The organism is Polynucleobacter hirudinilacicola (assembly GCF_002192535.1).
Classification (GTDB): domain Bacteria; phylum Pseudomonadota; class Gammaproteobacteria; order Burkholderiales; family Burkholderiaceae; genus Polynucleobacter; species Polynucleobacter hirudinilacicola.
Window position 1 is genome coordinate 678,002 of the sequence record NZ_NAIA01000003.1, and the last position, 22,895, is coordinate 700,896.

Sequence of the window (22,895 nt, forward strand, 5' to 3'; positions counted from 1 at the left end):
TAAGTAACATCTAGCTTTGCAAACAATAAGCCTGTGAGTGATTACGCAGGCTTATTTTCTTTAGCCTGCCTCTGAAAGCGCATTGCAGTTCCGTCTTCGCGAATACGTTTCCAAACGGACAGCTTCTCTTCATCGGAGAGAAAAACCCAATTACTCACTTCAGATAGAGTGCGACCGCAGCCTTGGCAGATTTCATCATAGAGGGTTGTACAAACTCCAATACAGGGAGAGTCAGATGCATCATCCCCTGTAGAGAGTGAATGTGAGCCATCTTGAGTTTGCGGGTTGGCGCTATCAGAATTCATAGCTGTACTTTAGTCGATTTCAGTGGGCTATGCTCGGCAAGCTCATCGACATAGGCGCCAATACCTTGATGTTCACGGTCGAGAAAATGTTCAATTGCCTTCGCAAATCTAGGGTCTTTGATTAAATGTGCAGATTGGATGGTGGTTGGCAAAAAGCCGCGCGCCATTTTATGTTCGCCTTGAGCGCCACCTTCAAAGGTCCGGATTCCTTCAGCGATACAGTATTCAATTGCCTGGTAATACGCAGTCTCAAAGTGTAAGCAAGGAATATGGACTTTGGCACCCCAATATCTCCCAAACACCTTGCCTGATGGCCGATCTACCACTAGCAGAGAGGCTGCAATAGGAATTCCATCCTTTTCGGCAATGATTAAATGCAGACTGTCTGGCATTCGTTTGGCCCATAGCTTAAAGAATGATTCATTTAAGTAAGGAGCTGAGTGGTGCTCAAGATAAGTGTTTTGATAGCAATCGAAAAAGAATTCCCAGTCTTGATCGGTTGATTCTTTCCCGGGAACATGCCTAAACGTAATCGCTTCTTTTGCTACTTGCTCACGTTCACGACGAATATTCCTGCGACGCTTCATGGTTAGCGCAGATAAAAACTGTTCAAAGCTCTGAAAATCTTGGTTATGCCAATGAAACTGCACAGAATCTCTTAGTAAGAAGCCTTGTTCCTTCAACACCTTTGCTTGACTAGTCATTGGGAAGAGTATGTGTACAGAAGAGAGATCGTTCTCATGCAACAAGGACTTCAGCCCCCCAATTAATGCATTTTGAATTTCAACCACATCAGATTTAGGGTTGCATAGAATGCGCGAGCCCTGCACAGGCGTGAAAGGAATGGCGCAAAGTACCTTGGGGTAATAGTTCATACCTTGCTGCTCGTAGGCTTGCGCCCATGACCAGTCAAAGACAAATTCTCCATAGGAGTGCTGCTTTAAATACAGAGGCATTGCGCCGATTAATTGACCATCTTGCTTTACAGCCAAATGGGCAACTTGCCATCCAGTATTGCCACCAACGCAGCCAGTTTCTTCGAGGGCGCTTAAGAATTCATGCCTCAGAAAGGGGCCGGCATCAGGGCTGAGTAGGGCGTTCCAGTCTGCGGCAGATACATCAAAGAGATGATCTAGGATTTCTATTTGGAATTGTTCTGAGCCTATCACTATTAGCGCTGGATTAATTCAATTTTGTATCCATCAGGATCTGTGACAAAGGCAATAACGGTATCGCCACCGGCAACTGGACCAGCTTCACGTGTGACATTGCCACCTGCAACCTTAATTTTCTCGCAAGCAGCATAAGCATCTGGAACGCCAATAGCAATGTGTCCATAAGCGCTACCTAAATCATAAGAAGAAACTCCGTGGTTATAGGTGAGCTCAATCTCCGCCTGGCCGTCTGCATTACCTTTGCCATAGCCAACAAAGGCTAGGGAGTAATTCTGCCCAGGGCGCTCGGTCGTACGCAGCAAATTCATACCCAGTACTTTGGTATAGAAATCAATCGAACGATTTAAATCGCCGACGCGAAGCATAGTGTGTAGGATCATCATATTTACATTGAGGTGTAGTTAGGGCCGCCTCCACCTTCTGGCGTGATCCAGATGATGTTTTGGCTGGGGTCTTTAATGTCGCAAGTTTTGCAGTGGACACAATTCTGTGAATTGATCTGCAGGCGGGGTTTGCCATCAGTCTCAATATATTCATAAACGCCGGCAGGACAATAGCGTTGCTCAGGTCCAGCATAAGTCTTCAGGTTTATATCAACCGGCACAGAATCATTCTTCAGAGTTAAATGCACTGGTTGATTCTCGGCATGGTTGGTGTTGGAGATAAACACCGAAGAGAGACGGTCAAAAGTGATCTTGCCATCTGGTTTTGGATAATCAATTGGCCGATGTTTTGCTGCAGGCTCTAGACACTCATGATCAGCATGCTTGAGGTGCACCGTCCAAGGCACATTGCCGCCTAAGAGTTTTTGCTCTAAGCCAACCATCAAGGTGCCAAGGTAGAGCCCTTTAGACATCCAAGACTTGAAATTACGCGCTTGATTGAGTTCGGTATGAAGCCAGCTATTTTGAAATGCAGTTGGGTATGCAGATAAAACATCGGCAGAGCGATTTTCATTTAAGGCAGAAACGGCTGCTTCCGCAGCGAGCATGCCAGTCTTAATAGCTGCATGACTGCCTTTAATGCGGGAGGCATTTAAGAAGCCTGCATCACAACCAATGAGTGCGCCACCAGGAAATACTGTCTTTGGCAGACTATTTAAACCGCCAGCAGTGAGCGCACGTGCACCATAAGCAATGCGTTTGCCGCCTTCGAATGTTTCACGAATTTTGGGGTGCAATTTATAGCGCTGGAATTCTTCGAAAGGGGAGAGATAAGGGTTCTTATAAGAGAGACCCACCACTAGACCAACAGCAACCTTGTTATCCCCCAGGTGATAGAGAAATGAACCACCATAGGTATCGCTCTCTAAGGGCCAGCCAGCAGTATGAACAACTAATCCAGGTTTGCTCTTGGAGGACTCGACTTCCCAAAGTTCCTTAATGCCAATGCCATAGCTTTGTGGGTCGACATTCTGATCTAAGGCAAACTTCGCAATCAGCTGTTTACCGAGATGGCCACGAGCACCTTCAGCAAACAGCGTGTACTTTGCACGCAATTCCATGCCAAGCTGGAACTGATCAGTAGGTTTACCTTCTTTATCTAAGCCCATCGCGCCAGTAATGACGCCACAAACTGCGCCTTGTTCGGTGTACAAAATCTCAGCAGCCGGAAAGCCGGGGAAAATTTCTACACCAAGATTCTCAGCTTGTTGTCCTAACCAGCGCGTTACGTTAGCAAGGCTAACAATATAGTTACCTTCATTTTTAAAGCAGTGGGGCAACATCCAGTTCGGAACTTGATATGAGTTATCGGAGGTTAAGAACAGAAATTGATCTTGAGTAACCTCGGTTTCAAGTGGGGCGCCCATTTCTTTCCAGTCAGGAAAGAGTTCAGTAAGTGCTTTTGGATCCATGACAGCGCCAGATAAAATATGCGCACCGATTTCTGAACCTTTTTCCAGAACGCAGACGCTAATATCCTTGCCGGTAGCATTGGCCAACTGTTTGGCTTTAATCGCTGCTGATAGACCAGCTGGACCACCGCCAACTATGACTAGGTCATAGTCCATGGACTCTCTAGGTCCAAATTGCTCTAGCAGTTCTGCAGCATTCATTCAAATTCTCCGGAATTTCCTCAAAATAGGCTTTTCAGCCCCATTAGTTTAGTTCGAATAGAGAAAAACCAAATTAGTGCATAGGTAGTAGCTAAGCTGCCTAGGCTTGAGACGCTGAGGCGTTATGATTACTTTTTTACTCATTTTGGCAATATTAGGACAAAGTTATGAATAAAACCTACCCATCGGCAGTTGATGCCTTGAGGGATATCTTAAAAGATGGACAAAAAATAGCTGTTGGTGGTTTTGGTCTGTGCGGCATTCCAGAAGCACTCATTCAGGCGGTAAAAGATTTGGGGGCACAGAATTTGACTGCGATTGCTAATAACGCAGGTGTTGATGGTTTTGGTTTAGGCCTCTTATTGAACTCTCGCCAAGTGAAAAAGATGGTTGCCTCTTATGTTGGTGAGAATAAAGAATTTGAACGTCAGTTTTTAGCAGGCGAGCTAGAGTTGGAATTCACACCTCAAGGTACTTTGGCAGAAAAATTACGCGCTGGTGGTTGCGGTATTCCTGCTTTCTATACAAAAACTGGTGTTGGCACATTAGTTGCTGAGGGCAAGGAAGTAAAAGAATTCGATGGTGAGAAATACATTATGGAGCGCTCCATTATTTCGGACATCTCTTTGGTGAAGGCTTGGAAAGCAGATAAGTCTGGTAACTTGGTATACCGCTACACCGCACGTAACTTCAATCCAGTTGTAGCAATGGCTGGCAAGATCACAGTGGCAGAAGTCGAAGAGATCGTTGAGAACGGTCAACTGCACCCAGATGAAATTCATACCCCAGGTATTTATGTACACCGTTTGGTGCTGCACAAAACCCCTGAGAAGCGTATTGAGCAACGCACATTGACTGCAACAGCTTAATAACCATACACAGAAGAGCAATAGAACAGAATATTTAGGAAGATTGATATGCCTTGGACTAGAGATGAAATGGCAGCACGTGCTGCTAAAGAACTAAAAGACGGTTACTACGTAAACCTCGGAATTGGAATGCCAACCCTGGTGGCAAACCATGTGCCAAAAGATATGGAAGTGTGGCTGCAATCAGAAAATGGTTTGTTGGGCATTGGCCCATTTCCAACTGAGGAAACGATTGATGCAGACTTAATCAATGCAGGTAAGCAAACGATTACAACTTTGCCTGGTTCATCCATTTTTTCTTCTGCCGATTCATTTGGCATGATTCGTGGCGGCAAAATCAATATTGCGATTCTGGGTGCGATGCAGGTCAGCGAGTATGGCGACTTAGCCAACTGGATGATTCCAGGAAAAATGGTGAAGGGCATGGGCGGTGCAATGGATTTAGTTGCAGGTGTGAAGCATGTTGTTGTCTTGATGGAGCACGTTGCCAAAAAGAAAGATGGCTCAGAAGAGCTCAAGATTTTGCCTAAGTGCACATTGCCATTAACCGGTGTAGGTGTAATCAGCCAGATCATTACTGATCTTTGTGTTTTAGATATCACTCGCTCTGGTTTGAACTTAGTTGAATTGGCTCCTGGTGTGACTAAAGAGGAAGTGATCGCCAAAACTGGCGCCCCTGTTGATACCAGCGGTTTTTAACCCTTCTCACCATTTAATGAAATAATGGGATCACCATGTCGGGATCCCATCATTCACATTCAGCCAAGCCTAGAGTTCAAACTAGCTCTGCATTAGATTCTTCGCTGCATGCCCACAAAAAGGGTGATGCAAGGCATACTCACAGTAAACAAGTCTCAAATCAAAACCTACTTCTAATAGCGCTGGTCCTCACACTGGGTTTTGCAGGAGTTGAGGGTGCTGCCGCTTATTTCGCGAATTCCTTGGCATTAATCTCCGATGCCGGTCATATGGTGACTGATGCTGCTGCCTTAGGTTTAGCACTCTTGGCACAGATAATTTCCCGACGCCCACCTTCACCAAAGCATTCATTTGGCTTTGGTAGAGCCGAAGCGCTTGCTGCATTTGTGAATAGCATCGCAATGCTGGCTTTAGTTGCATGGATAGTGTTTGAGGCGATTACTCGTTTCTATGATCCTCATAAAGTAGACGGCTTTACGGTTACGGTAGTGGCATCCATTGGCCTGTTAATGAATATTGTGGTTGCCTGGGTCTTGTCGCGCGATAAGAAAAGTGTGAATACCCGCGCAGCACTCGTTCATGTGATGGGTGATTTGCTCGGATCTATTGCAGCCTTAATTGCCGGTATTGTGATCCAGTTGACTGGCTGGATGCCTATCGACGCAATTCTTTCCATTCTGGTATCACTCTTGATTCTTAAATCAACGATTTCTATTTTGGGTGAGTCATACCACTTCCTCATGGAAGGTGTGCCACTGCACATTGATTATTTACAGGTGGGTAAAGACTTAAGAGGTATTCCTGGCGTACTAGCGGTGCATGACCTCCATGTTTGGGAGATGACACCGAGTTTTCCAGCCTTGATTGGTCACATTGAAATTGCAGAAATTCAAGAGTGGCCTGAAATTATGTCTCGTATTAATGAGATGCTTTTGGATAAGCATGGCATTGACCATGTGACCCTGCAGCCTGAAATATTTGGTGGGCTTGATGAGCATACTCATGATGAGAGCTTGCAGGATGACATTCATTCGTCACCAGTGATGCACCAGGGCGATACTTTTTATGTGCAGTGTGTCGATGGTGAGAGTACCCATCGCATGGCCTATCACGCTTGGGGTAATCCCAGAAATTCAAAAGTCTTGCTCTGCGTACATGGCTTAACCAGACGCGGGAGCGACTTTAAGACGCTTGCTGAAGTGATGTGTCAAGACTATTACGTTGTTTGCCCTGATATTGTTGGCAGAGGAGATTCAGATCGCCTCAGTAATCCAATGCAATATGCCGTACCTCAGTATGTAGCTGATATTGCTCAGCTTGTCAAAACGCTTGGTGTAGCGCACATTGATTGGTTTGGAACTTCGATGGGCGGCCTGATTGGTATGGTGTATGCAGCTATGCCAAACTCCCCAATCCGAAGAATGCTGATTAATGATGTAGGCCCCAAAATTGAACCCGACGCCATTAAGCGTTTAGGTTCCTATGTTGGCCAGCCATTTTCATTTGCCAATCGTAGCGAGGCGCTAAATAGACTGAACGCAATTTGCTCTACCTTTGGTGAGCACACTCCTGAGGAGTGGGAGACCTATAACGGCCCTATGCTGATTGAGCGTAATGGCTTGTGGATCATGCACTATGACCCCAATATATCCGTGCCATTTGCTTCGGTGAATCCCATTATGGCGAAAGCCGGCGAAGTGGCAATGTGGCATGCATTTAAGCAAATCCATATTCCGATGTTAATCGTGCGTGGCGCAGAGTCTGACTTGCTTTCTGCAACTACTCTTGCCGAGATGTGCAAAGTGAACCCTTATGCGCGTAGCATTGAGATTCCAAATGTAGGTCATGCACCTGCATTTGTGAAAAAAGAACAAATAGCGTTAGCAAAAGAATTCTTCAGTTAAGTCTTGGTTGCTAATGGCAAATGCTTCTAACAAATCTGCAAATGCATTATTCACAGATGCTTGGTATGGCGAGCCAGCAGAATCTCATGCTGCTGGCGTTTTTCAAATACTCCAAACGCTCAACTTAGATGACGCCACATTAACGGCTGCTAGCAATATTGCCCGCACGCATGGCAAAGATGCTCTCAGTAAATTAATTGGCGAAGAACCTGCAAAGCTCTTAATTGGTTATCGAGGCTTACGCCAGGCTCAGGGAAAGCTCGTTCGTGATGATGGCGGTTTAAGTGTTGCCGGCCAAGAAGAGATGTTACGCAAGATGCTTTTGGCATTTGGTGATGATTTGCGGGTTGTCTTAATCTATCTTGCTTCGCGTCTGCAAACCTTACGTTGGGTTGCACAAGAAAAAATGACCATGCCTGCAGCTTGGGCACAAGAGATTCTTAATATTGATGCTTCCTTGGCAAATCGCCTGGGTATCTGGCAGATGAAGTGGGAGATGGAGGACTTGGCATTTAGAGCCATGTCCCCAGATACTTATCGTGATATCGCCAAAATGCTAGATGCCAAACGAATTGAGCGTCAATCATTTATTGATCGCATTGTTTTGCAGCTTCAAGATGAGCTGAAGGCAGCGCAGATTGATGGTGAGGTTCTAGGTAGACCAAAACATATCTACAGTATCTGGAAAAAGATGCAAGGCAAGTCACTCGACTTTGCTGATCTTTATGATGTGAGGGCGTTTCGTGTTCTAGTAGCAGACGTCAAATCTTGCTATGCAGTCTTAGGTATTGTCCATAACGTATGGCAACCAGTGCCACGTGAGTTTGATGACTACATTGCACGCCCTAAGCCTAACGGCTATCAATCACTGCACACCGTGGTGATGAATGAAGACGGCACAGCTTTTGAAATTCAGGTGCGTACTCAAGAGATGCATCAACAAGCTGAATATGGTTTGGCAGCGCATTGGCGCTACAAAGAGGGTGCCTATATTGGGATGGCTACACCACCCAACCCCACCAAAACAAATAAGCCTATCTCTACCCATCAGCAAGGTACGCATAGCGCTGAGGTTGCTTATGAGCGGCAGATTGCTTGGGCACGACAACTGATCTCCTGGAAGGAAGATGCGTGGGAGCAGCTTAAGCATCATGAGATCGATGATCACATCTATGTACTTACGCCATTGGGCAAAGTGATTTCACTGGAGAAGGGCTCAACTCCAGTTGACTTTGCCTATGCAGTGCATACCAGCCTCGGGCATCGTTGTAGAGGTGCGCGAGTAGATGGTGCGATGGTGCCTTTGGAGACTTCATTACAAAATGGTCAGACTATTGAGATCATTGCCGTAAAGCATGGCGGCCCTTCACGAGATTGGATTAGTCCTGATAAGAATTACTTGCGCTCACACAGAGCGAGATCTAGAGTGCGCGCTTGGTTCAATGCGCTTGATGACGAGGAGGCGGGGCTTGCCGCAAAACCTGTAGAGAATAAAACAGAGGTCAGTACCGAAGAAAAAGCTCCCGCACCAGAAATTGTTCTCCGCAATAGCACTCGCAAGACTGGGCAAAGTGGCGATGTCTTGGTGGTTGGCGTAGATTCTTTGTTGACTCAGTTGGCACGTTGTTGTCGACCTGTGCCTCCAGATTCAATCGCAGGCTTTGTCACTCAAGGTAGAGGAGTCTCGATTCATCGGCGCTCTTGCAAGACTTTCAGAGGTCTTTTAGAGAGAGCCCCAGAAAGAGTGATTCAGACTGCGTGGACTGCTAATGCCAATACAGCTACAGACAATGATCAAAAACGGGTATTTCCAGCAGATTTGGTAGTGACTGGCCTAGATCGACAAGATCTCATGCGTGAACTCTTTGAAATTCTGACGCGGCAGGGGGTGCATGTCATTGATCTCCGTAAATCCGCTAAAAAGGGCCTGGCTCAGATCCTTTTAACGGTTGAGGTAAAGGATTCTGAAGTATTGCGCTTTGTTCAAAATAGCCTGGAAGAGGTTAAAGGGGTCACCCAAGTACGCCGCCGGTGATAAACTCTATGGCTGTATAGGCTCGTAGCTCAGCTGGTTAGAGCACCACCTTGACATGGTGGGGGTCGTTGGTTCGAGTCCAATCGAGCCTACCAACGAATAAGACCCAATGGGGAAACCCAAGGCGCGGATGCCCATAAGCTGCCGCGCTTTATTTTTAGGTCATAGTAGTAAAACGGAAGTTCAGTAAATAAGATGGAGTCATCATGCTTGTAGTTACTCTGCCCGATGGATCAAAACGTGAGTTTGAGGCCCCACTTCGCGTAGCGGATATTGCTCAAAGTATTGGTAGTGGTCTTGCTAAAGCAGCTCTAGGCGGCATTGTTGATGGCAAGATGGTCGATACCAGTTTTGTCATCGACAAAGATAGTCAACTCGCCATCATTACTGACAAGAGTCCTGAGGCGCTCGAGATCGTGCGTCACTCTACAGCGCATTTATTGGCATACGCTGTCAAAGAATTATTTCCAGAAGCACAAGTCACTATTGGTCCAGTGGTCGAGAATGGCTTTTATTACGACTTCTCCTATCACCGACCATTCACGCCAGATGACTTAGTCGCCCTTGAAAAGAAAATGACGGAGCTCGCCAAAAAAGATGAGCCAGTCGTGCGTACGGTGATGCCACGTGATGAAGCCGTTCAATTTTTTAAAGATCAGGGCGAGAAGTATAAAGCAGAATTGATTGCTGCCATTCCGCAGGGTGAGGATGTGTCTTTATATGCAGAAGGCAGGTTCACTGATTTATGTCGTGGCCCCCACGTGCCCTCTACCGGTAAGCTCAAAGTATTTAAGCTTATGAAGCTTGCTGGTGCTTACTGGCGTGGCGATAGCAAGAATGAGATGTTGCAGCGTATTTACGGTACGGCTTGGTTACGTAAAGAAGATCAAGACGCCTATTTGCATATGCTTGAAGAATCTGAGAAGCGCGATCATCGTCGCTTAGGTAAGCAACTTGATTTATTCCATTTCCAGGAAGAGGCGCCTGGTTTGATTTTCTGGCATCCAAAAGGATGGTCTATTTGGCAAGAGGTTGAGCAATACATGCGGCGCGTGTATCAGCAAGAGGGTTACCAAGAAGTCAAAGCCCCCCAAATTTTGGATCGTGCACTTTGGGAAAAATCTGGCCACTGGGAAAACTACAAAGAAAACATGTTCACGACTGAGTCGGAGAATCGTGCATACGCATTAAAGCCGATGAACTGTCCTGGACACGTACAGATTTATAACTCTGGTTTGCACAGTTATCGTGAGTTGCCATTACGCTTCGGTGAGTTTGGGCAATGCCACCGCAATGAACCATCTGGCGCATTACATGGCCTAATGCGCGTGCGTGGCTTTACACAAGATGATGGACACATTTTCTGTACTGAAGATCAGATTCAGTCTGAAGTAGCCAACTTTGATAAAGCAGTCCGCGCTGTGTATCAAGATTTTGGCTTTACTGAAGTTGCTGTGAAGCTTGCCTTACGGCCTGCAAAACGCGTTGGTGACGATGCGATTTGGGATAAGGCGGAAGAGGCTCTGCGAGGTGCTTTGAAGGCGTCCGGCCAAGAATGGGAAGAATTGCCAGGCGAGGGTGCTTTTTATGGCCCTAAGATCGAATATCACCTGAAAGACTCCATTGGACGCACTTGGCAGTGCGGCACGATTCAGGTGGATTTCTCAATGCCGGCCCGTTTAGGTGCTGAATATGTGGCTGAGGACAATAGTCGCAAGACCCCGGTCATGCTCCACAGGGCAATTGTGGGTTCTTTAGAGCGTTTTATCGGCATCTTGATCGAAAACCACGCTGGAAACATGCCAGTTTGGCTTGCTCCTACCCAGGCAGTGGTCCTCAATATCTCTGGAAATTCTGCCGCATATGCACAACAAGTGCAGCAATCGCTGAAAAAACAAGGGTTTAGAGTCGAATCTGATTTGCGGAATGAGAAAATTACGTATAAAATACGCGAGCACGCATTACAGAAGATCCCATTTTTGCTAGTTGTAGGTGATAAAGAGTCTGAAAGTAATACGGTGGCCGTTCGTGCCCGTGGCGGAGTCGATTTAGGCGTAATGCCTCTTGATGCCTTCGTTGCCCGACTCCAGCAGGATATATCCCATAAAGTCGGACCCGAGCCTAGCTAGGGGTAGAGCGGTTTTTATTGTTTTTTTAAAGGAATTAAGAAGATCGCTACTGAAAAATTGCAGCGCATTAACCGGGAAATTACTGCTCCTGAAGTGCGTTTGATTGGAATTGATGGAGAGCCCATCGGTGTAGTTAAGTTGAGTGAAGCCTTGGCTGCAGCAGAAGAGAAAGAGACCGATCTGGTTGAAATTGCTCCGACAGCTGAACCACCTGTAGTTCGCATCATGGACTTCGGCAAATTCAAATACCAAGAAGCCAAGCGTCAGCATGAAGCCAAGCTGAAGCAAAAAGTGATTCAGGTGAAGGAAGTGAAATTCCGTCCCGGCACAGATGATGGTGACTATGGTGTAAAGCTACGCAATCTAATCCGCTTTTTGGAAGATGGCGATAAGACAAAGATTACGTTGCGGTTTCGGGGTCGAGAAATGGCCCACCAAGAAATCGGAGCGAGAATGTTGGAACGTTTGAAGTTGGATTTGCAAGAGCATGGCCAAGTTGAACAGTTTCCAAAAATGGAAGGCCGCCAGATGGTGATGGTATTGGCCCCCATTCGTAAGGCTAAGTAACTAGGTTCTACCTGGTTCTTATGTAGGGAGGCGCTGAAAAGTGCTGGCAGTTTGAAGTGCTTCTGGGTACAGGAAGAGTAACCGTCGGTTACCACCTATGTTGCACAAGTAAATGAAGGGGTGCTTTATGCCCAAGATGAAGAGCAAGAGTAGCGCTAAGAAGCGCTTCACGGTTCGCGCAGGCGGAACGATTAAACGAGGTCAGGCTTTCAAACGCCATATCCTTACCAAGAAGACCACAAAGAACAAGCGTCATTTACGTGGTTCCACTGAAGTTGCGAAAGCTGACGTTAAGTCAATTCGCTCCATGCTTCCTTACGCTTAACCTCAGACTAAATTAGGAGAATTCAATGCCAAGAGTCAAACGTGGGGTTACAGCAAGAGCCCGTCATAAAAAAATCACTGATGCCGCAACAGGTTACCGCGGTCGTCGTAAAAACGTATTCCGTATTGCTAAGCAAGCGGTTATGCGTGCTGGTCAATATGCATATCGTGACCGTCGCAATAAGAAACGTGTATTCCGCGCTTTGTGGATTGCTCGTATCAACGCGGCAGTGCGTGAGCATGACATGACTTATAGCGTATTCATGAATGGTATGAAGAAAGCATCTATCGATCTCGATCGTAAAGTTCTTTCTGATATGGCCATTGCTGACAAACCGGCTTTTGCCGCTTTGGTTACTCGGATTAAATCCGTAGTAAACGCTGCAGCTTAATTCTTAGTTTCTAAAAACTAAGCTGCAATGGTTTCTCTCGACCAAATTGTCGAGGATGCTAAACGTGATTTCCTCGGAGCTGCCGATGCGGCGGCTCTGGAGGACGCGAAAGCCAAGTATCTCGGTAAATCAGGTGTTCTCACTGAGCGTTTAAAAGCGCTTGGTGGAATGTCGCCTGAGGAGCGCAAGAGTGCTGGCGCCCAAATTAATCAAATCAAAACCCAAGTAGAAGCTGCGTTACAAGAGCGTCGCCAAGCTTTGGCTGATGCCGTATTAATGCAACGTCTTGCAGCAGAGTCTATTGATGTTTCAATGCCGGGCCGTGGTCAGGCAGTAGGTAGCTTGCATCCTGTGATGCGCACCTGGGAGCGCGTTGAAGAGATCTTCCGCTCCATTGGTTTTGATGTAGCTGATGGCCCTGAAATTGAAACCGATTGGTTTAATTTCACTGCTTTAAATAGTCCTGAGAATCATCCTGCGCGCTCGATGCAGGATACTTTTTATATTGATGGCAAAGATTCCAATGGCAAACCTTTGTTATTGCGCACGCATACCAGTCCGATCCAGGTTAGGTATGCAAGTGAGCATGTCAAGAAATATGCCAACGCCGATGTAATGCCCCCAATTAAGGTCATTGCACCCGGTAGAACCTATCGTGTTGATAGTGATGCCACCCATTCACCCATGTTTCATCAAGTGGAAGGTTTATGGATTGCAGAGAGTGTTTCATTTGCTGATCTGAAGGGCGTGTATACCGATTTCTTAAGAACCTTCTTTGAAACGAGTGAGCTGCAAGTGCGTTTCCGCCCATCCTATTTTCCGTTCACTGAGCCTTCTGCTGAGATTGATATGGCCTTTGGTAGCGGTAAGCTTGCTGGTCGCTGGCTAGAAATCTCTGGAGCAGGGCAGGTTCATCCAAACGTATTGCGCAATATGGGGATTGATCCAGAACGCTATACCGGATTTGCCTTTGGTTCTGGTTTAGAGCGCTTAACCATGTTGCGTTACGGCGTTGATGACTTACGTCTTTTCTTTGAAAACGATTTGCGTTTCTTAGCGCAGTTCCCTGCATAACAATATTTTTTAAAACTTAGATCGCGCTATGCAATTTTCTGAATCTTGGCTCCGTCAGTATGTGAACCCATCGCTAGATAGCGATGCACTGGGCCATGCAATGACGATGGCTGGTTTAGAAGTAGAAGAGCAGCATTCAGTTGCCCCTGCCTTTACTAAGATCGTAGTGGCGCAGATTCTCTCTGCCGAGCAACATCCTGATGCCGATCGTTTGCGTGTTTGCAAAGTAGATGCTGGTACTGGTCAAGAATTACAAATCGTTTGCGGTGCACCGAATGCACGTGCTGGTATCAAAATCCCTTGTGCCTTGGTAGGCGCAGAATTACCGCCAGCAGAAGCAGGTGGCAAGGCATTTATGATCAAAGTAGGCAAACTCCGTGGCGTAGAAAGCCAAGGCATGCTGTGTTCTGGTCGCGAACTTGGTCTTGGTGATGATCACGAAGGCATCTTAGAGCTGCCAGTTGATGCACCAATAGGTAAAGATATTCGTGAGTACCTTGATCTAGACGATCAAATCTTTGTGATTAAGTTAACCCCTAATAAAGCGGATTGCCTCTCTCTGATGGGAATGGCAAGAGAGGTCTCAGCGATTACTGGAGCAGCACTTTGTGCGCCCAAATGGAATCCCCCGGCAGTATCCATACAAGACAAACGTAAAGTCACGGTAGAGAATAAAGAGCTCTGCGGCCGCTTTGCAGGTCGCGTGATTCGTGGCGTTAATCCACAGGCAAAAACACCTGATTGGATTATTCAACGCCTATGTCATGCTGGCCAAAGAAGTATTTCAGCATTGGTTGATCTTTCTAACTATGTCATGTTAGAGATGGGTCAGCCTACCCACGTATTTGACATTGATAAATTGAATGGTGATATTACTGTGCGTTGGGCCAAAGCAGGGGAAGCCCTGGAGCTGCTCAATGGCCAAACTGTGACTTTACAGGGCCCAGACTCTGCGGGCAAGATGCAAGATGCTGGTGTGGTTGCTGACCAATCTGGCCCAGTAGCGCTTGCAGGCATTATGGGCGGTAATCACTGTGCCGTAACTGATGACACCAAAAATATCTATGTAGAGGCAGCTTATTGGTTGCCTTCAGCGATTCAGGGGCGTGCCCGTCGCTTTAATTTCAGTACCGATGCAGCGCATCGTTTTGAGCGTGGTGTTGATCCACAAAATACCGTCAATTGCCTTGAGTACCTATCTTCTCTAATTCTAGAGGTATGTGGTGGCCAAGCAGGCCCAGTGGATGACCAGGTTTTAAATGTGCCAGAACGTAAGGTAGTGAAAATGCGTTTGGCTAGAGCTGAAAAGGTGATTGGCATTCCATTGACCAATGACATTGTTGCCGATGTATTTAAGCGTCTTGGATTTGAATTCAAGCAAGAAGGTGATGTTTTTGTTGTAACACCACCAAGCTATCGTTTTGATATTGAGATCGAAGAAGATTTAATTGAAGAAGTCGCACGCATGTACGGCTTTGAGAATATTCCTGACATACCTCCAGTTGCCCCATTGAAAATGAGTGCAAAGGCAGAGGCTAAGCGCGGCATTCATTTGTTGCGCCAGCGTTTTGCTCTCCAGGGTTATCAAGAAGCGGTCAATTTCGGATTTACCGATCTTGAGAGTGAAAAGCGCCTTACTGGCGTTGCTCAGAAAGATGTTATTGCTGTTCTCAATCCAATTGCTAGTCAATATGGCGTCATGCGCAGTACCTTATGGGGTGGCTTGCTGAATAACCTCAAGGCCAATCTAAATCGTGGCGCAGGTCGAGTGCGCTTATTTGAGGCTGGTCGTGTGTTTCATCGTGATTCCAGCGTGCAAGAGCAGTCTGGTAAAGTTGCGGGCTTTCATCAACCCCAGAAAGTGGGTGGCTTAGCTTATGGTGCGTTTGTTCCGGAACAGTGGGCAAGTGCTAATCGAATGGTCGATTTCTTTGATGTGAAGGGTGATCTCGAGCGAGTTTTAGATCCGCTCCATTTTGTTACTGAGGCTACACAACACCCAGCATTGCATCCAGGTCGTTCAGCGCAGATCTTCTTAAAAACAACTTCAGGAAAAACTGCAGTGGGTTGGATTGGAGAATTGCATCCCGGCTTGCAACAGTCTTATGAGTTGCCGCAGGCCCCCGTTCTTTTTGAGTTAGATTTAGATGTCATTAGAGATTTGGGTTTGCCCCAACCAGAAGAGTTGAGTAAGTTCCCGGCTGTACAGCGTGACTTAGCCTTGGTAGTGAAACAAAATGTTTCTGCGCAATCTTTATTGGATGCCATGGCAGCAAGCAAGCAGAATTTTGTCCGTACTATCGAGCTCTTTGATGAGTTCAGGCCTAAGGCAGGTTCTAGCAGCATGGCTGATGATGAGAAGAGTTTGGCTTTCCGAGTCACTCTCTTAAATCCACAGGAAACTCTGCAAGACCCTCAAATTGATGCAGTTATGGCCGCTTTATTGGGCGCCGTAGAAAAAAAGTGCGCGGCCCGTCTGCGCTAGGTTTAGTATTAGAGAAATACCAAGAAGCTACAGAAGAGACTAGCAATGACTGAATTAATGAATAACGACACTGTTACCAAGAATGAGCTATCAGAAGCGCTCTTTGATCAGGTTGGTTTAAACAAGCGTGAAGCTAAAGACATGATTGATGCTTTTTTTGATCGTATTGGTCAATCTCTTGAGTCTGGTGTTGAGGTAAAGATTTCTGGCTTTGGTAATTTTCAGCTACGCAATAAATCGGCTCGTCCTGGCCGAAATCCAAAAACAGGTCAAATGATTCCGATAGCGGCAAGACGTGTAGTTACTTTTCATGCAAGTCAAAAGCTTAAAGATGTAGTGGAGTCACATGCTCGAGAAAACCGAGTTTGATGCTAGCTCGGCACTGCCGAGCTCTCAACTTCCCCCAATCCCGGCAAAGCGCTATTTCACAATTGGTGAAGTTGCTGAGCTTTGTGGCGTACGTTCACACGTATTGCGTTACTGGGAGCAGGAGTTCACGCAGCTTAGCCCCCAGAAACGTCGTGGCAATCGCCGCTACTACCAGCACCATGAAGTGGTGTTGATTCGTAAAATCAGAGCGCTTCTGTATGAGGAGGGCTTTACCATTAGTGGCGCTAGAAACCGCCTTGATGAAGTGCGCGGCGAGCTCCGCCTGCGCGATGAATTGCAAGCGGTTCTGCAAATTCTGTCTAAATAGTTACTGATACAATTTTGTCTCTTGTCGGGGCGTAGCGCAGCCTGGTAGCGTACATGCATGGGGTGCATGTGGTCGGAGGTTCAAATCCTCTCGCCCCGACCACCAATCTTTAGTGTTTTAATTGACTCCAAGATGACCGTACCAAATCACACACCTCATATACATGAGCGAACCAGTTTCTTTGGCTTAGATATTCCTTTTCTGGATCATTTGGGCGTTGTCCCAGAATATGCTCAGGATGGTAAGTCACGCATTAGTCTTGAGCTAAAACCAGAATTTACGAATAGCTTTCAGGTTGCGCATGGCGGCCTCATCATGACTTTGCTTGATTTTGCGATGGCTGCAGCGGCACGAAGTGCGGCTCAGCATGCCCTAGGCGTTATTACGATTGACATGACCACCAGTTTCTTGCGACCTAGTACTGGCAAGATCGTAGTAGAGGGTAGCGTCTTAAAGGCTGGCAAAACTGTCAATTACTGTGAAGCAGTGGTTTTAAATGGCGCAGGCGAGATTACGGCTAAAGCCAGTGGTACATTTACCCTGAGAAGGTAGTATTTCGAGTAGATTTTCTATTATCGATATTAATATTTATAATAATTATATCGATTAATGTAATTTAAGTCCCATTAGACCTTTAAATAAAAGGTTAATAATATATTTACTCTCTAATTAATTTATATATAATTAAGAAATAAATGGCTTAATTAAGTTATTTAAATAATCAATTATTCGGAGAAAAATATAGATGTCTTCCTATAAAGACTTATTGGCTCAGCGCGAGCAGTTAGATAAACAGATTAAAGAGGCGATTGCACGTGAAAAAGCCGATGGAATTGTTAAAGCTAAGGCAATCATTGAACAGTATAGCTTAAGTGCTTCTGATTTATTTAGCCGTAAAGCGGGCGTTAAGAGCGGTGGCGGCAAGGTTGCCCCTAAATACCGCAATCCTTCAACAGGGGAAACCTGGACAGGTCGTGGCAAGGCTCCAAAGTGGATTGATGGCAAAGATCGTGGCAACTACTTGATCTAAGTTATTGGTTTGATTGATATTTAAAAGGGCCGCATTAGCGGCCTTTTTTATCGTTAGCAGGCTTTTAGGTGCATTTCTTGGCTAGGGCCTCTATAAAAATGGGTTCCAATAGCTCATGTCGGCCTCCCTGGGGCCAGGATTGGTCTTCTTCGATATTGGTCGCTGGGTATCCAATGATGAGGGGATTATGCTCAATCAGGCCATTTTGTAGCTCTTCAACCAGGTTCTCCGTAAACTGGGGTTTATGGCCATTGTTCTCATCTGCAAGGGCCACAACGCCAGGATGAAGCTTAATAAAACCTTCATCTACTAGAATAGGAATGCGCTGTGTGTCCTTGTTTTTACTGAGATAATGGATTAAGTGAACCTGCTCTACCGGTGGGATGAGGGCATCCAAAAAGATTAAGTCAGGGGCAATGGAGACTGCCCTCATTAGGCCCTCTAAGCTATCAATGGCAACCTCCATTTCCACTTTTAATTGCCAGTCTTGAATAGATTCCAAGAGGTCCTGGCTATTTTCAGCTCGGCGGAATATCCCCATGGCAATGCAGTTTTGGCTGGTTTTTTGTCGCATAGCCCGTTTTCTGCGTTGAAGTTGTTGTTCAAGAGAGCTTGCCAATATCCTTCTATGGCCCCCACGGGTCTTCCAGGCGATTAACTCACCTAATTCCACCATTTTTTGCACAGTTCCAAGGGATACCTGCAAAATCTTGGCGCTTTGTCTAGTGCTGAGATATTCCATATCTGGGGTAACGGTTTTCATATTTCCCTTAATTTCATTAATTCATTTGAAGATTTAGAGAATAAAAATCAAACCTTAGAGAATCTGTCGGCCAATCTTGAAAGCAGGGTAGGAAAGTTCTTATTAAGTTCATCCCAAGAGGGAAATAAGCCCAAACTTCCAAAAATCAGGGAAAGCCCTTTATGTAGCCGTGGTCAATCGTGTTAAATTACTGATGTAGTGACAGTATTTGCACAGATCAATTCGTAAAACGGTATAGCCGCGTAACGGATGGTTTTAACCACAGTTTTTAATCGGGAAACCCGATGAAAGGTGAGCATCATGATGCAGGAATCAAGAGATAACTCTTATCTCTTTGGCGGTAACGCACCCTACGTAGAGGAGCTCTACGAATCCTACTTGCAAGATCCTGCTTCTGTAGCTGATCATTGGCGAGCTTATTTTGATAACGTAAAACAAGTCCCGGCTGTGGATGGTTCTTCTCGAGCCGATATTGCGCATGCTCCTATTGTTGCTTCTTTTGCAGAGCGCGCTAAGCAGGGGCCTATCAGAACGATTTCTGATTCAGCTGACTCGGAGCTAGGACGTAAACGCGTTGCTGTTCAGCAATTAATTGCCGCATATCGTAACGTGGGCAATCGCTGGGCAAATATTGATCCTTTGAAGCGCACTGAGCGCCAGGATATTCCAGAATTAGATCCGGCTTTCTATGGATTTACTGATGGCGATATGGATATCGTCTTCAATACCAGTAATACCTTCTTCGGTAAATCCGAAATGACCTTGCGTGATTTATTGCAAGCATTGCGCGAAACCTATTGCGGCACGATTGGTGCCGAATACATGTTTATTACCGATCAAAAGATTAAAAAGTGGTGGCAAGAGAAGTTGGAGTCTATTCGCTCAAAGCCCCAATTTAATCAAGAGAAAAAACGCCACATTTTAGATCGCGTTACAGCTGCTGAGGGCCTAGAGCGCTATCTACAGGCTAAGTACGTTGGTCAAAAACGCTTCTCCCTAGAGGGCGGCGATAGCTTTATTGCCTGTATGGATGAGGTAATTCATGAGGCGGGCGCTAAAGGCGTTCAAGAGATTGTGATTGGTATGGCCCATCGCGGTCGACTCAACGTCTTGGTCAATACATTGGGCAAAATGCCAAAAGACTTATTTGCTGAGTTTGAGCACAAAGGTCCGGAGACCTTGCCTGCTGGTGACGTAAAGTATCACCAAGGTTTCTCTAGCGATATTTCAACACCTGCTGGTCCAGTGCATGTCTCTTTAGCATTTAACCCATCTCACCTTGAGATTGTGAATCCCGTAGTAGAGGGTTCTGCGCGCGCTCGTATGGATCGTCGTGGAGATCAACTAGGCGAACAGGTATTGCCCGTACTAGTTCATGGCGACGCTGCGATTGCTGGTCAAGGAGTGATGCAAGAAACTTTAGCAATGGCTGAGGTGCGTGGCTACTCAACCGGTGGCACGCTGCACATTGTGATTAATAACCAAATTGGTTTTACAACTTCTGACCCACGGGACTTACGGTCTAGCTTGTACTGTACCGACATCATGAAAGTGATTGATGCTCCAGTACTCCATGTGAATGGTGATGATCCTGAAGCAGTTGTTCTAGCAACCCAACTGGCCATTGAGTTCCGCACTCAGTTTCATAAAGATGTAGCGGTTGATATCGTCTGCTTCAGAAAGCTCGGCCATAACGAGCAAGATACGCCAGCAATGACTCAGCCGCTGATGTACAAAATCATTGCGGCCCATCCTGGTACGCGCAAGCTGTATGCAGATAAGTTAGAGGCCCAAGGTATTCTGCCCGCAGGTACCGGTGATCAGATGGTCAAGGATTATCGTGCGGCGATGGATGCTGGCAAGCAAACCTCTGATCCAGTACTGAGCAATTTCAAAGGTAAGTTTGCTGTTGATTGGTCACCTTTCTTAAACAAGAAGTGGACTGATGAAGCGGATACTGCCATTCCATTGACAGAATGGAAGCGATTGGCTGAACGCGTATCTACCGCTCGTGAAGGATTTAAGGTTCACCCCTTAGTTGAAAAAGTATTGAACGATCGTGCGGCCATGGGTCGTGGAGAAACCAATATTGACTGGGGTATGGGCGAGCACATGGCTTTTGCATCCCTAGTAGCGAGCGGCTATCCAGTACGCCTATCTGGTGAAGATAGTGGCCGCGGCACCTTTACCCATCGACATGCTGTTTTGCATAATCAAAATCGTGAGAAGTGGGATACCGGTGTTTATATTCCGCTGCGTCACATTGCTAAAGATCAAGCCCCATTTTTGGTCATTGATTCAATCTTGTCAGAAGAGGCTGTGCTTGGTTTTGAGTATGGCTACGCTTCAGCAGAGCCAAATACTTTAACGATCTGGGAAGCCCAGTTTGGCGACTTTGCTAATGGCGCACAAGTCGTGATCGACCAATTTATCGCCTCCGGCGAAGTGAAGTGGGGTCGTGCTAATGGCCTGGTGATGATGTTGCCGCATGGTTATGAAGGGCAAGGACCAGAGCATTCATCGGCTCGTCTTGAGCGCTTCATGCAATTGTGTGCTGATACCAATATGCAAGTTGTTCAGCCAACAACCGCTTCGCAAATCTTCCATGTGTTACGTCGCCAAATGATTCGTCAGTTCCGCAAGCCGCTGATCTTGATGACACCAAAATCATTGCTCCGTAATAAAGAAGCTGCGTCTCCCTTGTCAGAATTTACCAAAGGTGGATTCCAGACCGTTATTGGTGAGCGTGACGACACGCTCGATGCTAAACAAGTAACGCGTTTGATTATGTGTTCCGGCAAGGTTTATTACGACTTGGTTAAACAACGCTCCGAGAAGAAGCTTGGCGACGCTGCCATTATTCGTCTGGAGCAGTTATACCCATTCCCACATAAGGCGCTGACTTCTGAGTTGAAGAAATACCCAAAACTCGAGGAGATTGTTTGGTGTCAGGATGAGCCACAAAACCAAGGCGCTTGGTTCTTTGTTCAGCACAACATTCTAGAAAACATGTCAGACGGCATGAAGCTAGCGTATGCAGGGCGACCTGCATCAGCTTCACCTGCTTGTGGATATGCTCATCTTCACCAAGAACAGCAGAAGTCTTTATTGAATGCGGCATTTGCCAAACTAAAAGGTTATGTGATTACAAAATAATCGACGTCATAACTCAACATACATATATAAACAGGATTAATCATGGCTATTTTTGAAGTTAAAGTTCCACAACTCTCCGAATCAGTTGCTGAAGCAACTTTATTGCAATGGAAAAAGAAGGTTGGTGACGCCGTCGGTCAAGACGAAATCTTGATTGAAATTGAAACTGACAAAGTTGTTCTCGAAGTGCCAGCCCCTTCAGCAGGCGTTCTGACTGAAATCGTGATTGCCGATGGCGGTACCGTTGTTGCTGAGCAATTGATTGCCAAGATTGATAGCACTGCAGTAGCTGCTGCCGCTCCAGCCCCTGCAAAAGCAGCAGCTCCAGCAGCAGCTCCCGCTCCAGCCGCTAAAGCTAGTGCCGCTGCCGCTCCTTCCGCTGCCAAAATCCTGGCTGAAAACAACATTAGCGCTGCTCAGGTTGCAGGCTCTGGTCGCGATGGTCGTATTACTAAGGGCGATGCCTTAAGCGCTGCAGCTGGCGGTACAAAATCTGCCGCAATTCCAAGCGCCCCGATTCCGATGGGCGACCGCCCAGAAGAGCGCGTTCCAATGAGTCGCTTACGTGCGCGTATTGCAGAGCGCTTGCTTGAGTCACAAGCAAACAATGCCATTTTGACTACCTTCAATGAAGTCAATATGGCTCCAGTGATTGCAATGCGTAATAAGTACAAAGATCAGTTTGAAAAAGTTCATGGTGTGAAGTTAGGCTTCATGTCTTTCTTTGTAAAAGCTGCAACACACGCTTTGAAGAAATTCCCATTACTCAATGCTTCTGTTGATGGTAACGACATTGTTTACCACGGCTACTTTGATATCGGTATTGCAGTGAGCTCACCACGTGGCTTGGTTGTTCCAATTTTGCGTGATGTTGACCAAATGAATCTGGCTGATATCGAGAAAAAGATTGCTGAGTTTGGCGCTAAAGCCCGCGAAGGTAAGCTGTCGATTGAAGACTTGACTGGTGGCACATTCTCCATCTCTAACGGTGGTGTATTTGGCTCTATGCTCTCCACACCAATTATCAACCCACCACAATCTGCCATTTTGGGTATCCATGCTACTAAGGACCGCGCAGTGGTTGAAAATGGTCAAGTAGTAGTTCGTCCAATTAACTATTTAGCCTTGTCTTATGACCACCGCATTATTGATGGTCGTGAGGCCGTGCTTGGCTTGGTTGCGATGAAGGATGCTTTAGAAGATCCATCACGTCTTCTCCTTGATTTGTAAGAAGG

At 46.3% G+C, this 22,895-nt stretch carries 21 protein-coding genes and 2 tRNA genes; 18 read left to right on the forward strand and 5 right to left on the reverse strand.

Going from position 1 to position 22,895, the window contains the following annotated elements:
• Positions 1-41: 41 nt before the first annotated feature.
• The 4 genes from B6A14_RS07525 to B6A14_RS07540 are packed head-to-tail and all read right to left on the reverse strand — an operon-like array spanning position 42 to position 3,536.
• The gene (locus B6A14_RS07525) at positions 42-305 is read right to left on the reverse strand and encodes a DUF1289 domain-containing protein (RefSeq protein WP_087909870.1); all 264 of its coding nucleotides are present in this window, start codon (positions 303-305) and stop codon (positions 42-44) included.
• Positions 302-1,474, reverse strand: a complete 1,173-nt coding sequence (locus B6A14_RS07530; RefSeq protein WP_087909871.1) for a GNAT family N-acetyltransferase — start codon at positions 1,472-1,474, stop codon at positions 302-304. The genes B6A14_RS07525 and B6A14_RS07530 overlap by 4 nt, the downstream gene beginning before the upstream one ends.
• A gap of 2 nt (positions 1,475-1,476) precedes the next feature.
• Positions 1,477-1,863, reverse strand: a complete 387-nt coding sequence (gene gloA, locus B6A14_RS07535; protein WP_087909872.1) for a lactoylglutathione lyase — start codon at positions 1,861-1,863, stop codon at positions 1,477-1,479.
• A gap of 2 nt (positions 1,864-1,865) precedes the next feature.
• Positions 1,866-3,536: an electron transfer flavoprotein-ubiquinone oxidoreductase gene (locus B6A14_RS07540; protein ID WP_087909873.1), complete on the reverse strand. Its 1,671-nt coding sequence runs from the start codon at positions 3,534-3,536 to the stop codon at positions 1,866-1,868.
• Positions 3,537-3,703: 167 nt separating this feature from the next.
• On the opposite strand from B6A14_RS07540, the gene B6A14_RS07545 reads away from it, so the two are divergent.
• The 16 genes from B6A14_RS07545 (at position 3,704) to B6A14_RS07620 (ending at position 17,741) form a co-directional block, all read left to right on the forward strand.
• A complete protein-coding gene (locus B6A14_RS07545) occupies positions 3,704-4,405 on the forward strand; it encodes a CoA transferase subunit A (protein ID WP_087909874.1) in 702 nt (233 codons plus the stop codon).
• Between the two features lie 48 nt (positions 4,406-4,453).
• Positions 4,454-5,104 (forward strand): CoA transferase subunit B, encoded by a 651-nt coding sequence (locus B6A14_RS07550; RefSeq protein WP_087909875.1) that lies wholly within the window; start codon positions 4,454-4,456, stop codon positions 5,102-5,104.
• Positions 5,105-5,139: 35 nt separating this feature from the next.
• Positions 5,140-7,008: an alpha/beta fold hydrolase gene (locus tag B6A14_RS10510; RefSeq protein ID WP_087909876.1), complete on the forward strand. Its 1,869-nt coding sequence runs from the start codon at positions 5,140-5,142 to the stop codon at positions 7,006-7,008.
• Between the two features lie 13 nt (positions 7,009-7,021).
• Positions 7,022-9,043, forward strand: a complete 2,022-nt coding sequence (locus B6A14_RS07560) for a RelA/SpoT family protein (RefSeq protein WP_087909877.1) — start codon at positions 7,022-7,024, stop codon at positions 9,041-9,043.
• Positions 9,044-9,061: 18 nt separating this feature from the next.
• Positions 9,062-9,138, forward strand: a tRNA-Val gene (locus B6A14_RS07565).
• A 111-nt stretch (positions 9,139-9,249) separates the two neighbouring features.
• A complete protein-coding gene (gene thrS / locus B6A14_RS07570; protein ID WP_087909878.1) occupies positions 9,250-11,172 on the forward strand; it encodes a threonine--tRNA ligase in 1,923 nt (640 codons plus the stop codon).
• A 33-nt stretch (positions 11,173-11,205) separates the two neighbouring features.
• A complete protein-coding gene (gene infC / locus B6A14_RS07575; protein WP_407947079.1) occupies positions 11,206-11,739 on the forward strand; it encodes a translation initiation factor IF-3 in 534 nt (177 codons plus the stop codon).
• A gap of 127 nt (positions 11,740-11,866) precedes the next feature.
• A complete protein-coding gene (gene rpmI / locus B6A14_RS07580; protein WP_011902674.1) occupies positions 11,867-12,064 on the forward strand; it encodes a 50S ribosomal protein L35 in 198 nt (65 codons plus the stop codon).
• A 25-nt stretch (positions 12,065-12,089) separates the two neighbouring features.
• On the forward strand, positions 12,090-12,455 hold the full coding sequence (rplT, locus tag B6A14_RS07585) for a 50S ribosomal protein L20 (protein WP_028818624.1): 366 nt from the start codon (positions 12,090-12,092) through the stop codon (positions 12,453-12,455).
• A gap of 27 nt (positions 12,456-12,482) precedes the next feature.
• Positions 12,483-13,529, forward strand: coding sequence for a phenylalanine--tRNA ligase subunit alpha (gene pheS, locus B6A14_RS07590; protein ID WP_087909880.1), 1,047 nt, complete (start codon positions 12,483-12,485; stop codon positions 13,527-13,529).
• A gap of 28 nt (positions 13,530-13,557) precedes the next feature.
• On the forward strand, positions 13,558-16,014 hold the full coding sequence (pheT, locus tag B6A14_RS07595; protein ID WP_087909881.1) for a phenylalanine--tRNA ligase subunit beta: 2,457 nt from the start codon (positions 13,558-13,560) through the stop codon (positions 16,012-16,014).
• Positions 16,015-16,059: 45 nt separating this feature from the next.
• Positions 16,060-16,383, forward strand: coding sequence for an integration host factor subunit alpha (locus B6A14_RS07600; RefSeq protein WP_087909882.1), 324 nt, complete (start codon positions 16,060-16,062; stop codon positions 16,381-16,383).
• On the forward strand, positions 16,361-16,711 hold the full coding sequence (locus B6A14_RS07605; protein ID WP_087909883.1) for a MerR family transcriptional regulator: 351 nt from the start codon (positions 16,361-16,363) through the stop codon (positions 16,709-16,711). The genes B6A14_RS07600 and B6A14_RS07605 overlap by 23 nt, the downstream gene beginning before the upstream one ends.
• A 25-nt stretch (positions 16,712-16,736) precedes the next feature.
• A tRNA-Pro gene (locus B6A14_RS07610) sits at positions 16,737-16,813 on the forward strand.
• A complete protein-coding gene (locus B6A14_RS07615; protein WP_236635694.1) occupies positions 16,778-17,263 on the forward strand; it encodes a PaaI family thioesterase in 486 nt (161 codons plus the stop codon). Before B6A14_RS07610 ends, B6A14_RS07615 begins: the two co-directional genes overlap by 36 nt.
• A gap of 193 nt (positions 17,264-17,456) precedes the next feature.
• Complete coding sequence (locus tag B6A14_RS07620) at positions 17,457-17,741, forward strand: H-NS histone family protein (RefSeq protein ID WP_087909884.1); 285 nt, start codon at positions 17,457-17,459, stop codon at positions 17,739-17,741.
• 64 nt (positions 17,742-17,805) lie between these two features.
• On the opposite strand, the gene B6A14_RS07625 is transcribed toward B6A14_RS07620, so the two are convergent.
• Positions 17,806-18,504 carry a helix-turn-helix domain-containing protein gene (locus tag B6A14_RS07625; RefSeq protein ID WP_087909885.1) on the reverse strand — a complete coding sequence of 233 codons (699 nt, stop codon included), beginning with the start codon at positions 18,502-18,504 and terminating at the stop codon, positions 17,806-17,808.
• A 300-nt stretch (positions 18,505-18,804) separates the two neighbouring features.
• Between B6A14_RS07625 and B6A14_RS07630 the strand changes: the two genes are divergently transcribed.
• Positions 18,805-21,660: a 2-oxoglutarate dehydrogenase E1 component gene (locus B6A14_RS07630; RefSeq protein ID WP_087909886.1), complete on the forward strand. Its 2,856-nt coding sequence runs from the start codon at positions 18,805-18,807 to the stop codon at positions 21,658-21,660.
• A gap of 42 nt (positions 21,661-21,702) precedes the next feature.
• On the forward strand, positions 21,703-22,890 hold the full coding sequence (odhB, locus tag B6A14_RS07635; protein ID WP_087909887.1) for a 2-oxoglutarate dehydrogenase complex dihydrolipoyllysine-residue succinyltransferase: 1,188 nt from the start codon (positions 21,703-21,705) through the stop codon (positions 22,888-22,890).
• Positions 22,891-22,895: the final 5 nt, after the last annotated feature.